The 14605-nt window shown below is 54.6% G+C and carries 9 protein-coding genes; 3 read left to right on the top strand and 6 right to left on the bottom strand.

Annotation, left to right across the window (positions count from 1 at the left end; translation table 11 throughout):
- Positions 1-2: 2 nt before the first annotated feature.
- From edd to hexR, 3 genes are read right to left on the bottom strand one after another with little or no spacing between them, the layout of a single operon-like run.
- On the bottom strand, positions 3-1829 hold the full coding sequence (gene edd / locus R0135_RS05180) for a phosphogluconate dehydratase (protein ID WP_407349189.1): 1827 nt from the start codon (positions 1827-1829) through the stop codon (positions 3-5).
- 29 nt (positions 1830-1858) lie between these two features.
- Positions 1859-4516, bottom strand: coding sequence for a phosphoenolpyruvate carboxylase (gene ppc, locus R0135_RS05185; protein ID WP_407349190.1), 2658 nt, complete (start codon positions 4514-4516; stop codon positions 1859-1861).
- A gap of 5 nt (positions 4517-4521) precedes the next feature.
- A complete protein-coding gene (gene hexR, locus R0135_RS05190; RefSeq protein ID WP_407349191.1) occupies positions 4522-5397 on the bottom strand; it encodes a transcriptional regulator HexR in 876 nt (291 codons plus the stop codon).
- A gap of 137 nt (positions 5398-5534) precedes the next feature.
- Between hexR and gap the strand changes: the two genes are divergently transcribed.
- Complete coding sequence (gene gap / locus R0135_RS05195; protein WP_407349192.1) at positions 5535-6563, top strand: type I glyceraldehyde-3-phosphate dehydrogenase; 1029 nt, start codon at positions 5535-5537, stop codon at positions 6561-6563.
- Positions 6564-6656: 93 nt separating this feature from the next.
- Here the strand turns inward: gap and R0135_RS05200 are convergent, their stop codons facing one another.
- From R0135_RS05200 to R0135_RS05210, 3 genes are all read right to left on the bottom strand, one after another.
- Positions 6657-7445 (bottom strand): LytR/AlgR family response regulator transcription factor, encoded by a 789-nt coding sequence (locus R0135_RS05200; protein WP_407349193.1) that lies wholly within the window; start codon positions 7443-7445, stop codon positions 6657-6659.
- 2 nt (positions 7446-7447) lie between these two features.
- Positions 7448-8554 carry a sensor histidine kinase gene (locus R0135_RS05205; RefSeq protein WP_407349194.1) on the bottom strand — a complete coding sequence of 369 codons (1107 nt, stop codon included), beginning with the start codon at positions 8552-8554 and terminating at the stop codon, positions 7448-7450.
- Positions 8555-8720: 166 nt separating this feature from the next.
- On the bottom strand, positions 8721-10115 hold the full coding sequence (locus R0135_RS05210) for an MFS transporter (RefSeq protein ID WP_407349195.1): 1395 nt from the start codon (positions 10113-10115) through the stop codon (positions 8721-8723).
- A 416-nt stretch (positions 10116-10531) separates the two neighbouring features.
- On the opposite strand from R0135_RS05210, the gene bglX reads away from it, so the two are divergent.
- Positions 10532-12754: a beta-glucosidase BglX gene (bglX, locus tag R0135_RS05215; RefSeq protein ID WP_407349196.1), complete on the top strand. Its 2223-nt coding sequence runs from the start codon at positions 10532-10534 to the stop codon at positions 12752-12754.
- Positions 12755-12773: 19 nt separating this feature from the next.
- Complete coding sequence (locus R0135_RS05220) at positions 12774-14597, top strand: glycoside hydrolase family 3 protein (RefSeq protein WP_407349197.1); 1824 nt, start codon at positions 12774-12776, stop codon at positions 14595-14597.
- Positions 14598-14605: the final 8 nt, after the last annotated feature.

Consider the following 14605-nt stretch of genomic DNA (forward strand, 5'->3'; position numbering starts at 1 on the left):
TGCTAGAGTTCCTCATCAAAGATTACGCTGGCACCCGCCTCTGGCGTAGTGACCACTTTTCTGAACATACTGAACAGTTCGCGACCCACGCCTTCTTCACTGTCAGTGGGCGTCTTCGCCACAGTACGCTGTGCCAGAGCCTCGTCACTGATCTCGCAGCTTAAGCTGCCGGCATCCGCGTCCAGGGTAATCATATCGCCATCGTGCAAGCGGGCCAGTGCACCACCCATGGCCGCTTCCGGAGTAACGTGAATAGCCGCTGGCACCTTGCCCGATGCACCCGACATACGGCCATCAGTAACTAGTGCAACAGAAAAGCCCTTGTCCTGCAGGGATCCCAGCAAGGGAGTCAGCTTATGCAGTTCCGGCATACCGTTAACTCTTGGACCCTGAAATCGAACAACCACCACGCAATCACGATTCAACTCTCCAGCGGCAAATTTGCTTGCAAGCGCTTCCTGACTATCGATCACTACGGCAGGACCCACTACCTTACGGTGCTGGGGCTTTACCGCTGACACTTTAATCACCGCACGTCCTAAGTTGCCTGTGAGCAAGCGCAAACCACCCTCACTGGAAAACGGCTCCTGCACTGTACCCAATACGTCTGTATCAAGGCTCTTTTGGGCAGCAGCCCGCCACGCCAACTTATCGTCCTCTAAAAAAGGTTCCTGCGTGTAATCTTCAAAGCTGCTCCCCCAGACTGTGTTTGCATCGCCGTGCATCAGGCCTGCGTCCAGAAGCTCCCGAAACAAAAATCCCGTGCCGCCAGCCGCGTGGAAGTGATTGATATCCGCCTGTCCGTTGGGATAGACCCGTGCTAACAAAGGCACAACTGCAGACAGCTCAGAAAAGTCATTCCAGTTAATCAGCAAACCAGCAGCCCGCGCCATGGCGATCAAATGAATGGTGTGATTGGTGGAACCGCCGGAAGCCAATAGCGCAACAATCGCATTAACAAAGGAGCGCGCATCGACTACATCGGCTAGCGGGCGAGGATCTCTTCCCTGGGCCGTTATGCGCGTAATGAGCTCTGAGGCCTCACGAGTGAGTTCCTCGCGCAAAGGGGTGCCGGGATTGACAAATGAACCGCCGGGAAGCTGCAGCCCCATCGCCTCCATCACCATCTGATTGCTATTGGCGGTACCGTAAAACGTGCAGGTTCCCGCACTGTGATACGACGCAGATTCTGCGGCCAGCAACTCCTCGCGACCAACCTTGCCCTCAGCAAACAACTGCCGGACTCGCGCTTTCTCGGCATTAGGTAGTCCGGAGGGCATCGGGCCTGCAGGAATAAACAATGCGGGAAGATGGCCAAAACGCAAAATACCCATTACCAAACCGGGAACAATCTTGTCGCAGATACCCAGACAAACAATGCCGTCGAACATATGGTGTGACAATGCGATGCCAGTAGCCTGAGCGATGTTGTCGCGACTGAAGAGCGACAACTCCATACCAATCTGCCCCTGAGTAACGCCATCGCACATAGCCGGCACACCACCTGCCACCTGAGCCGTACTACCAACGGCGCGCACATAGGATTTAATTTTATCTGGATACTCAGCGTAGGGCTGATGCGCAGACAACATATCGTTGAAAGCCGTGACAATACCGATGTTCGAAGACTCCATAAGACGGATACTGTCTTTGTCATCGTCTCCACACGCTGCGAAGCCATGCGCAAGATTTCCGCAGGATAACTGTCCGCGTTGAGGCCGAAGGTCGCGACTGCGCTCCATAAGGTCCAGATAGCGTTGTCGGGGCCCGCGACTGCGGCTCTCGATCTGCTCGGTGACTTTCGCTACTGTGCTGTGTAGTTCAACCATATCGTTCCTCACTTAAACAGACCCTTGGGTCAGCCCGTGTTACGCATACCGGCGGCGACGCCCGCGATGCTAATCATAATGGCCTGTCGCGTGTCGTCGTCGGCGTCACGACGCAAACGTGACAAAAGCTCTGCCTGCAACACGTTTAAAGGCCCTGTATAAATATTGCGCAGCTCCAGAGACTCCCGCGTCCAATCCAGGTGCTCGAGCAAACTATCCTGCCCCAACACTTTAAGCACAGTGCTAACGTCGTTACTTAACTGATCTCGCAGCTGCTCACCAATGCCAAGCAAATCCGGATCAACCAGCTTTCTGTCGTAGTGTGCAGACAGGCGGGAATCTGTCTTGCTGTATACCATTTCCAACATCGACATCCGTGTTGCAAAAAACGGCCATTCTCGAAACATCTCAGCGATAACTTCATCGCCATACTCATCCAGTTCCCTGGCCAAAGCCATGCCCGCCCCCAACCATGAGGGCAGCATAAGTCGGTTCTGCGTCCAGGAAAATATCCAGGGTATAGCTCTCAATGACTCAATACCGCCATCTTTTTTACGACTGGTGGGACGCGATGCCAGGGGCAACGCTCCCAGCTCGCCCTCAGGCGTCGCTTGACGGAAGTAGGTCAAAAATCTCGGATCATCACGGACCACAGCACGATAAGCATCACAAGAATCCGCGCCCAGTCGATCCATAGTCTGACGCCATTGGTCTTTAGGCGTGGGAGGATGCGCGGTGCGTGCCTCCAGAACCGCACTGGTATACAAAGCCAGAGTCTTAACTGCGAGCCCCGTCATACCCAACTTGGTGCGAATCATCTCACCCTGCTCTGTCACACGAAGACCGCATTCAAGAGAGCCCGGAGGTTGCGACAGCAGCGCGTCATGTGCCGGCGCGCCACCGCGACCAATGGTGCCGCCGCGGCCATGGAATAATTGCAAACGAACGCCCGCGGCAGCACAAACTTCCAGCAAGGCTTCCTGTGCACGATACTGGGCCCAGGCGGCCGCAAGTATTCCCGCATCCTTAGCGGAATCCGAGTACCCAATCATCACCATCTGCTGCTCAGGCAGTCGACCCAATGCGGTCTCAACCGCTAGCAGATCGGTGATCACTTGAGGCGCGCGATCCAAATCGTCCAAGGTCTCAAACAAAGGCGCGATGGGTAAGGTGTCCCCTCCTCCCGCGGCTTTGAGCAGCAGTCGCACCGCCATAACATCTGAGGCCTGACGCGCCATGGAAATGATGTAGCACGCCAAAGCGCCGGGCGGCTGCTCTATGACCACGGAGCAACAATCCAGGACTTCCTGTGTCTCTTCACTGGGCGACCAGTGCTGCGGAATGAGAGGGCGACGACTGGCAAGCTCCTGCTTTATCCATTCTCTGCGTGTTTCTTCATCCCAGTCGACGTAGCGACCCAGCCCAAGAAACTCTGTGATTTCTGATAAGGCAGCGCTATGCCGATCTGAGTGCTGCCTGATATCCAAACGCACGAGGTTGATACCAAAACAGCGCAGCTGTCGAATTAAATCAAGGAGGGTTCCCTGCGCAATACGCTCCATACCGCAGTCACACATTGACTGATAACACAGCATCAGAGGCTCAGAAAGCGTCGCCACCTCATGAATAAGGTGCTCCTGGGTCGCCGGCCGCCCGTCCAGCAGCGCTTCGAGCGCAGACAGCCAGTTACGAAGCTGACTCCGCAGATCTTTGAGCACGCGACGATAAGGCTCCCGGGTGTCGCCCACTCGCTCACGCAGTTGGGCGTTGCAGTCGATCATGGACAGTTCCTGCACCAATTGATCGACGGTTTTTAGGTATAGAGCCGCGGCCTGCCAACGACCCAAGAGCAAAACTTCTCGTGTGACTTTTGCAGTCACAAAGGGGTTGCCGTCGCGATCACCGCCCATCCATGACGAAAATTGAACCGGAGCCGCGTCCAGCGGCAAACGCTGCCCGGTGGAGGCCAACAAGGCATCGTCGAGCCGCCGTAGAAAATCGGGGACGGCCTGCCAAAGGGAGTTCTCCACCACCGCGTAGCCCCAGCGGGCTTCATCCACGGGACTCGGGCGACTCTCTCGAAACTCATGCGTGTGCCACAGCTGGGCAATGAGTTCCCGCAGACGCCGGTCCATACGGCTACGCTCATAGTTGGTTAACCCAGGCGACTCAAGCTGTCCAAGGCAGCGTTGAATCTCTTCGTACTTGTGGATCAGCGAACGGCGCGTGATCTCCGTAGGGTGTGCCGTGAGCACCAGCTCAATACTGAGATCCGACACGGAGCTCACAATGGCCTCCTCATTCAGGCCTTCTTCACTCAACAGGTCCATGGCTCTTGAGAGCGTTCGACTCGCGGAATTCACCGCGTCCATCTCTCGGGATAAACCGTGATGTTGCTCAGCGATATTCGCAAGGTTCAAGAATTGCGCAAAGGCACGGGCCACCAGACCCAACTGCTCTGTTTCAAGACCACCAAGGAGGGTCTCAAGCTGCTCCCAACTGGCATCATCACCCATGCTTCCGGATTTCGACAAAAGCCGCACGCGCTCCACACTCGCAAGAAAGTCCTCGCCGTGACTCTGCGCCATGGTCTCGCCAAGCATGCTGCCGAGTAAACTCACGTTGCTTCTCAAGCTACGGTATTCGTTACCAGTGTTATCCATAGACGCTGCTGAATCAGAACTCATGCGCTTTATTTACCTCCGGGTAGCGGTGCGAAACGGGTTGCGCGAAGACTTTCTTTAATCGCACGTAAATGCGGCTGAAGGGCCTCTCCTCGGCGAAGAGAAACACCCGCTGCCAGAACATCAAGCACCACAAGATGAGCCAGACGCGATGTCATGGGCATGTAAGCATCGGTATCTTCAGACACCTCAAGTTCGATAGCGAGACTACTCGCCTTTGCCAGGGGAGATCCTGCCGCCGTCAGAGCAACTACTTCTGCGCCTCGCCCGGTCGCAAGGTTTGCTATATCCACCAGGTCTCTGGTTCGACCGGTATGCGAGATCATAAAAAACAGATGATCTTTGCGCGCTGCGGCGGCATGCATACGTTGCATGAGTACATCTGCATGAGCCGTCACGGGCAAGGCGAAACGAAAAAAGTGATGCTCTGCATCCTGGGCGACCGCACTGGAAATACCGAGACCAAAAAAGAAAATGTGCTGAGCAGCAAGAAGCCGGTCGATCACTGAATCAATCAAAGCGGGCGGCAGCTGATCTCCCAGAGCCCGAATAGACACTACTGCACTATCCAATATCTTGGTGGTGTAAGTCGCAGTACCGTCATCCGGCGCAATAGATGAACTGACATAAGGCAGTCCAAGCACCAGAGACTGCGCAAGGCGCAGCTTAAACTCAGGATAACCTCGGGGCTCAAACTTTCGGCAGAAGCGATTCACCGTCGGCTCGCTGACTTCAGCAAGCTCAGCCAGGGCAGCGATGCTCAGGCGCGTGGCCGCGCGGGGATCGTCCAATATGGCGTCCACAATCCGGCGCTCTGACTTTGTCAGACGTCGGGACGCACTCCCTATCTCGTGGAGCAAGTTGCTGTCTTGGGTCTCACTCATACCAAGAAGACACCTTGATGATTTGAGCCAATCTTACCTAAAATTTTATAAAAACTACACTTTTTCTCGATTTTGATCTGTTACGAGCTCGCTTAATGTAATTTTATAGTCAAAAATAGCCCTCAGGAGACGCTCACATGCTGCGCATAGCCATCAACGGATACGGAAGAATCGGTCGAAACATTCTCAGAGCACTGGTTGAGCGCGAGGACGAGTTGGCTGAAGCAATCGACATTATTGCAATCAATGATCTTGGGGACAGTGCGATTAACGCGCACCTGACACAATATGATTCGGTACATGGACGCTTCCCAGTACCGGTCGAAGTAGACGGTGACTATTTGCGCGTGGGTAAGCACCGCATTCGTGTACTTAGCGAGCGCGACCCGGCGCAACTCCCCTGGAAGGCTCTGAATGTGGACATAGTCTGCGAATGCACCGGTGTCTTCACCACCCACGATAAGGCATCGAAGCATTTGACGGCGGGCGCGCGGAAGGTCCTGGTGTCTGCACCGGTGAGTGACGCCGATGCCACTGTGGTTTATGGGATTAACGAGCACACCTTGCAGGGCGACGAGCGCATCATCTCCAATGCGTCCTGCACCACCAATTGCCTCGCCCCCCTCATCAAACCATTGCACGAGGCGCTGGGCGTTTCCAAAGGGCACGTAACCACTATCCATGCCTATACCAACGACCAGCAGCTGTCGGACGTCTATCACAGTGACCTTTACCGGGCGCGCGCGGCGACGCAATCCATGATCCCCACCAAGACCGGGGCAGCTTCGGCCATTGGACTGGTGCTCCCGGAATTGAAGGGGCGCCTGGATGGAATGGCCGTGCGCATTCCGACAATTAATGTTTCGCTGGTTGATCTGAGTTTTATCGCTGAGCGAGACACGAGCGTAGACGAAGTTAACGCGATCATGTCGGCCGCAGCCAAAGGTCCATTGGGCAGAGTTCTGCAGGTCAATGATGTCCCGCTGGTATCCATCGACTTCAACCACTGCCCTGCCTCCTGTGTCTTTGATGCCAATCACAGCAAAGTGAACGGCAATCTAGTGAAAGTTATGGCGTGGTACGACAACGAATGGGGCTTTGCTAATCGCATGCTCGACAGCTGTTCGGCATTGTTTGCACAGGAGAAGTATCTCAAAAGCGCCTAAACCTGTGATGCCCTTGGGACCATCGCTGCTCCGACCGTGCACCAGTAGTGCAGTGATGGAGAAACGGCGCTTAGCGCAGAGGGCTGAGACATATCACACGAGAAGGTGCTGGATCGTCGAGCGGTAGTTTCGACTGACCTTTAAGCGAGTGTCATCACCAAGATGCAGCATGCACTCGCCTTTGGTCAGCGGCGTAATCTCTAGAATCTTATTCAAATTTACTAAGGTCGAGCGATGAATCCGCGCAAAAGGCCCAAGAGACAGACGATCCGACAGCTGCTTCATTGTGCAGCGCAGAATGAAGGTTTCTCCTCCGGAGTGCACACACATATAGTCTCCCGCCGCGTCCACCCATTCGATGTCATCAAGCTCCAGTAACTGCACTGAGTCTCCCTGACGAACCGGCAGACGACCCACGGCATCAGAATAGCTCTCCAGCGCCTCCTCTACCGATAGTGCCTCCCTGCCGGGCTGCTGACCCACCGCGGTGATGGCTTGCAAAAGTTTAGCTTTAGATCCATCGAGGAGGCGTCCCCGTGCGCGCAGGAGCGCTTTTTGTAAACGAGCTCCGTCCACTGGCTTGAGAATATAATCCACGGCGTTCTTATCGAAGGCATCCACCGCATACTGATTAAAGGCTGTGGCAAAAATCACCAGGGGCATACAGTCATCGGCTTGCAAGGATTCCACTACCTCGAAGCCATTCATCCCCGGCATCTCGATATCGAGTAACACCAGATCCGGGCGATGGCTGCGTATTGCTGCCAGCGCCTCCCTGCCACTGGAGGCAGATCCCACGACTTCTAAATCCGGACTATCGCTGAGAAGTTCCAGTAGAAGGTCCCGGGCGAGAGGCTCATCGTCAACAACTAAAACTCGCATAATCAGCTCATGGTCTCTGAATGATTCAGTGGTATGCGCACAGCCGCGCGCACGCCCCCTTCTTTAGTCCGGTGCAAGTCAAAACTATAATCGTCCTCGTAACAGGCTTCCAAGCGTTGGCGAATGTTACTCAGACCCACACCAGATGCCCCTGCAGCTCCGCGGGCACTCACCTCTGCCCCGGAATCGATAACGTCGATATTGAGATGGGTGGCATCACAATAGGCTTCGATCATAAGCGCTCCACCTTTTTCGGACTTTGAAATTGCGTACTTGATTGCATTTTCTACCAAGGGCTGTAGCAGCATACTTGGTAGCAGCTGGTCACGGGCCTCTTCGCTAGCATTCATTTCGACGCTTAGACGCTCACCAAATCGCGCCTGCTCAATCAATAGATACATTTTAATCGCCGCCAGCTCGTCTTTTACCGTTACAAATTGCTTGGTATCCGAGTACAAGGAGTAACGGAGAAAGTCACTCAAAGCGTTGATCATTTCTATGGCGCGCTCATTGCGCTTGGTGGCCACAAGGCTTTGAATAGCGTTCATAGTGTTAAATAAAAAATGCGGTTTGAGCTGATAACGGAGCATTTCGAGTTGTGCTTCTCTGGTGGACGACTCCGCGCGAGCTGCTCTGGCTGCTTCAAAATTCCTGGCTGACTCCATTCGTAGCAGCGCATCGTGCTCTTCACCGACGAGTCGATAATACTTAAAGCCATGGTACAAGGCAGTCCAGCACATAAAAATAAAAATGGACGGGAACAACCAGCCGCCAAAATCTGACCAAATTCCTGTTTCGCCCGTCATCCATTGAAAAACGGCCAGGCGCAGTACCGACCAGAGGCCCGCGAAGATCACTACAGCAATAGAAATGTAAACAATCCTGAGAACAAGCGCGTCGTTCCATACGCGCCGGTAGATATAGCGCAGCGGCCAGGACACAATCACACCCAGCACCGATTGCAGTATGTTGTGTCCAAGGTACACAGCTTCGGGTTGGTCGTACCAAAGGTTGAGACTGAAGTAGCTCACTATAGACAGTCCAGTCCAACCCGAGAGCTGGAAAACCCAGAACTGCGCAATGCGCTCTTCGCTAAAGTATTTGGACATAAGACTTTGGACCCGCTGATTCACATGCTCATGCCACGACTGGTCTGCGTCAAGAGGCCAGGGCAGGCACCCTGGCCCCATCTTTCTTTCGCCTGATCAGGCTCAGGGGAACCGCCACTGCAATGAACCAATCCACCGCAGTAGGCAGCAAAAGCCAGGAGCGTCCTTAGGCCTGTGCGCCCTCAGCATCTTCTGCAGTCTTAGCATGACGCAGGGCCAAGGCTTCTTCCATTTCTACGATAGTCTCCTGATCGATGCGATAGAAGAAGATGAATGCCGCGCCCAGCACCGCCAAGGCAGCAGGAAGAATACTGAACATCAGTCGTATACCCATCATGGAGGTCTCCGATTGCACCTCATTGGCTACGAAACCAAAAGCGCCCAATACGATTCCCAAAAAGCCCGCCCCCACTGCGAGCCCCATCTTTTGCGCAAATTGTACGGTGGAGAAAACTAAGGCTGTGATTCGCCGCCCGCTCTTCCACTCACCATAATCCGCGCAATCGGCATACATGGACCACACCAACGCAGGCGTCGGACCGATAAGAAAGGAACCAATGCAGTTAACCAAAACCATTAGCCAGTACTGATCGGGCGGGATATAGAAAAACGTCGCCATTGTCACGGCATTAAGCAAGGTCAATGCAATCATCAGAGCACGTTTTTCAAAATGCTCAGCCAAATACCGTGTCAGCAGGATACCCCCAATCATCGCGAGCAGTCCCAGAGACAGAAATACCGCTGTTTTGTCGAAAATGAGAAACAAAGGCTCACCATCATCACCAACGTAATACTTGAAGTAGTACAGGAGCGAGCCATTGCGCACAGCAATATTCATGAGCGTAACAATGGCAGAGGCAAACAAAACTGCCCACGGGCCGTTTGACAGGAGTGTCTTGATATCCAGCCGCACGTTAGATTTAGTGATGTGCGGCACGACGCGCTCTTTGGTTGTCGCAAAAGTTACCCAGAACAGCGCAACGGATAACACCGCAAAGATAATCATAGTGAGACGAAATCCCATCGCCTCGTCTCCACCGCCGAGTAAATTCTTCAGTGGCCCAACAAAAGTAGCTATCAACCAACCCGCAGCGAATGCGCAGATAAATCGATAGCCAGCTACTTTTGTCCGCTCGATTGAGGACGGAGATATCACTCCCATCAACGCAGAATAGGGAACGTTGACTACCGTGTAGGCAAGCATCATGGCTGTGTAGGTCACGTAGGCATAAATCAACTTCCCGGTTTGAGACATTTCCGGACCAGCGAACATCAGGTATCCGCACAGGCCATAGGGGATCGCGCCCCAGAAAATGTAGGGCCGATATTTTCCCCAACGCGTGTTCGTTCTATCAGCAATAAGCCCCATGACAGGATCACTTACCGCATCAATAATCTTGGTCACCAAAAACATGGCACCGACCGCCGCGGGCGGCAAACCGAAAATATCGGTGTAGTAATACATAAGGAAAAGATTGAAGACCTGAAAGAAAAAATTGGAAGCCGTATCACCCAGCCCGTATCCCAGCTTCTCTCGGAACGAGAGCTCTTCGGTATGCATAGACAACCTTTTTCTTTAGATTTGTTATTAAGTCGCGCAAGCGGTAATAGCAACGCGTGAGGCAAACAGTTACCCGCTTGATCTTATGTAGCTTGGCCTAGGGTACAACAACCATGCGCCGAACGGGACTCCCGTCGGGACAAGCCGGATATCACGGCTCGAAAGCTCTGCGTCTGCACTGCATACTAGTCACTATAAGGATTAAATAATTGCACAAACTGTCGGACGGTCCGTTCTGACGCAATTCAGACCCGCTTGAACCGAAATTTGTTGTGCTGAAAGATGGCCGCTATATCTTCACCGTCGCAGTTTCAGCACCGGAAAATCACGCGGGAACGGCATGCATACAAAACGAGCAGACACCCAGGTTCAGCTTCGTCTGGGGAGCTCTAGCAGCGACGGTAATGGAGACATGAATGAGCAGTGAAACAGCACAGAATCTTGCGGTGGACACACAGCTCAGCGTAGAAAGCCGAGTGGCAGAACTTCTCAGTGCCATGGGGCTTGACGAGAAGATCGGCCAGATGAGCCAGCTACAGGCTGGCGGCGGATGGATACCCGATGAGTTAGCCGACAGCATTCGCCGCGGTCAGGTTGGCTCCATACTTAACGAACCCGATGTCAACATCGTCAACGAGCTTCAGCGCCTCGCGGTAGAAGAAAGCCGTTTAGGTATCCCACTGCTTATTGGCCGGGATGTAATCCACGGCTTTAAAACTGTGTTCCCCATACCCCTGGGTCAGGCCGCCAGCTGGAATCCAGCGGTGGTCGAAGCTGGCGCCCGAGTGAGTGCTGAAGAAGCTGTGCGCGCCGGCATCAACTGGACCTTCGCCCCGATGATCGACATCACGCGCGATCCCCGCTGGGGACGCATCGCTGAGTCTCTGGGCGAAGACCCTTATCTTTGCAGCAAGCTGGGCACCGCCATGATTCGGGGCTTCCAGAGTGACGACCTTTCGGCCCCGGATGCTATTGCCGCCTGTGCGAAACACTTTGCGGGCTACGGCGCTGCCGAGGGTGGCCGAGACTACAACACCTCAAACATTCCGGAAAACGAAATGCGCAATGTCTATCTGCGCCCCTTCAAAGCCGCTGCAGACGCCGGCGTAGCCACTTTTATGTCGGCGTTTTGTGACCTCAATGGCGTGCCAGCCACAGGAAACCGCTGGCTCATGGACCAGATTCTTCGTCAGGAATGGAGCTATCAGGGCATGGTCGTCAGCGACTGGGAGTCCATTGTGGAAATGAGTGTCCATGGATTCACCCACGACGATGAGCAGGCCGCCTACGAAGCGGCCACGGCGGGCATAGACATGGAGATGGCGAGCTCATCCTATCGCGATCACCTGGAAGGTCTGGTGGGTGAGAATAAAATCACTCTTGAACAGATCGACCGCATGGTAGAGCGAGTCCTGCGGCTGAAGTTCGAGCTGGGCTTATTCGAGCAACCATACACCGACCCTGCCCAACATCCGGAGCTTCTTAATAAAGCCAATCTCAAAGCCGCAAAACAAGCGGCTATGCAGAGCTGCGTGCTGTTAAAAAATGTACGGCAGACCTTACCGCTAACACCGGCCAAGCTAGACTCTGTCGCGCTAATTGGCCCTTTGGCTGACGACGGCTACGAACAGATGGGAACCTGGGTCTTTGACGGAGACGCAGCCAACAGTGTCACCTGCCGCCAGGCCATCGACGAACTCATCGGTCGCACTGTGGAGATCCACTACGAAAAAGCACTGGAGACCACCCGAGCTGCCAGCGAAGACGACTTTGCCGCAGCCAAAACAGCCGCCGAACAGTCCGACGCTGCGATCATCGTTGTGGGCGAGGAGGCATTTATGTCTGGCGAGGCACACTCCCGCGCCAACATCGATCTGCCCGGTCACCAACAGGCACTAATCGAGGCGGTTGCCAGTACCGGCAAGCCCGTCATCGTCGTGATTATGGCGGGACGCCCACTTACTATCGAACCTGTGCTGGCTCATGCGGATGCCGTACTTTACGCCTGGCATCCGGGAACTATGGGTGGGCCAGCTATCGCCGATTTGCTGTTCGGACTGGAATCGCCATCAGGAAAATTACCCGTGACTTTTCCCCGGGTAGTGGGACAGGTTCCCATTCACTATGCGCAAAAGAACACCGGGCGCCCGGCAACCGAAGAAAGCTGTGTCGACATTAATGAGGTCCCTCCCCGTGCACCCCAAACATCACTGGGAATGACCTCGTTCCATCTTGATGCAGGCTTCAAACCCCTGTTTCCTTTTGGCTACGGTCTTTCCTACGGTCGATTCCAGTACGTGAAGATAACCACCTCACATCACTCAATAGGCATGGGACAGAGCCTCGATATTTCTGCCGACGTGGTTAACATGGGTAGTCATGCGGGCGAAGAAGTCGTTCAACTTTACATCCGAGATCTCGTGGGCAACGTGACCCGCCCGATCAAAGAACTCAAGGGCTTTCGGCGAATTCACTTAAAGCCCGGCGAGCGTCAGCGCATCAGCTTCCGTATACATACCGATGACTTGGCGTTCTATAACCGTGATATGCAACTGACCACCGAACCGGGGCAGTTTCACGTATGGATAGGCGGCAGCTCAGACGCACCACTTTGGGCAGAGTTTGAAATCCACGCTTAACACTCGCGAGATTTATGGCATGAATAATAAATTGAAAGATCCGAACCTGGCAGCGAAGGTGGAAGAACTACTTTCGCAAATGAGTCTTGAGCAAAAAATCGGTCAAATGACCCAGCCTGAGCGCATGGCATGCACGCCTGAAGACGTTAAGGAGTTCCACATCGGCTCAGTGCTCAGTGGCGGCGGCTCCTGTCCTGGCGACAACCATCCCGGCGATTGGGTCAACATGAATGACGCCTACTGGATGGCCTCTATGGAGGCTGATGGCGAGCATCTGGCGATACCACTGCTGTACGGAGTTGACGCTATCCACGGTAACGGAAACGTTCGCGGCGCTACGGTCTTTCCGCACAACATCGGCCTTGGCGCGGCCCGTGACCCGGACCTGATTAAACGTATAGCCCAGGCAACCGCCAAAGAAATTTTGGCGACGGGCGTGGACTGGACTTTCGCGCCCACGCTGGCAGTGGCTCGCGATATCCACTGGGGCCGAACCTATGAAAGCTACTCTGAAGATCCCGGGCTTGTTGGCAGCTACGCCGCGCCTTTTATAGATGGCATGCAGGGCGATATGGGCGACGATGCTGTCGTGGCATGCGTCAAGCACTGGGTTGGCGACGGCGGCACGACCCACGGCATTGATCAGGGGGAAACCACGGTCAGTCTTGAAGAGCTTCAGTCCACGCACATCGCACCCTACCGACCTGCAATAGACCAGGGCGTTCTCACCGTAATGGCTTCATTCAACAGCTGGAATGGCGACAAGTGTCACGGCCACCGCCAACTCCTCACTGACATTCTCAAAGGCGAATTGGGATTCGACGGTTTTGTAATCTCTGATTGGGACGGTATCGACTATCTGTCCAAAAGCTACTACGACGCCGTAGGTATGTCGGTGAACGCGGGCATCGACATGTTCATGGTCTCTGTGGACTGGAGGCAGCTCATCCGTCATCTCGTAACCCATGTAGAAAAAGGCACCGTGCCCCTGAGCCGTATCGACGATGCTGTGCGACGTATTCTACGGGTCAAGTTTGCCTTTGGCCTGTTTGACAAACCACGTCCCCTGGATCGTCGCTGGTCTAATGACACAGTCTTCGGTGGCACGGAGACTAGAGACGTAGCCCGGGAAGCCGTGCGCAAGTCTCTGGTTCTTCTGAAAAACGATCAAGCCACGTTGCCCCTCAAGCGAGACGCCAGAATTCTGGTCGCTGGCAAAAGCGCCCACAATCGTGGCCACCAGTGCGGTGGATTCACCATCGCCTGGCAGGGCGTGGAAGACAACGACAGCATCGAAGGTGGCTGCTCGGTTTGGGAGGGCATCCAAAGCGTCGCGCCCAATGCCGCACTGAGCGAGGATCCCTTCGCAGGCGACGCGGACCCTGCAAAGCATGACATCGCTGTCGTAGTGATCGGTGAAAGGCCCTACGCCGAAGGCATGGGTGACGTACGCCCGGGCGATAACGTTATTGTCGAGGCAGGGTCTCAAATTCGTGGTGAAATGAAGGTACTGGAGCCTTATGGTCGCACTCTTGAGCACGCGGCCGCGCACCCGGAGGACCTGGCCATCATCTCAGCCATAGCGGCCAAGGGCATTCCTGTGGTCGCGGTGCTTATCTCTGGCCGACCCTTACCAGTGGGCCCGGAGATTGCTGCGGCACAGGCATTTGTGGCGGCATGGTTACCTGGCTCCGAAGGGAACGGTGTGGCTGACGTGCTATTTGGTGATTATGATTTTCAGGGTCGCCTGTCATTTGCATGGCCAGCAGACGCTGCATCTATCAATGATTCGAGCACTGCACCGCTATTCCCCCTCGGCTTTGGTCTACAGATGAACGGCTAGCTTTAGGC

The organism is Congregibacter variabilis, assembly GCF_045689235.1.
GTDB lineage: Bacteria > Pseudomonadota > Gammaproteobacteria > Pseudomonadales > Halieaceae > Congregibacter > Congregibacter variabilis.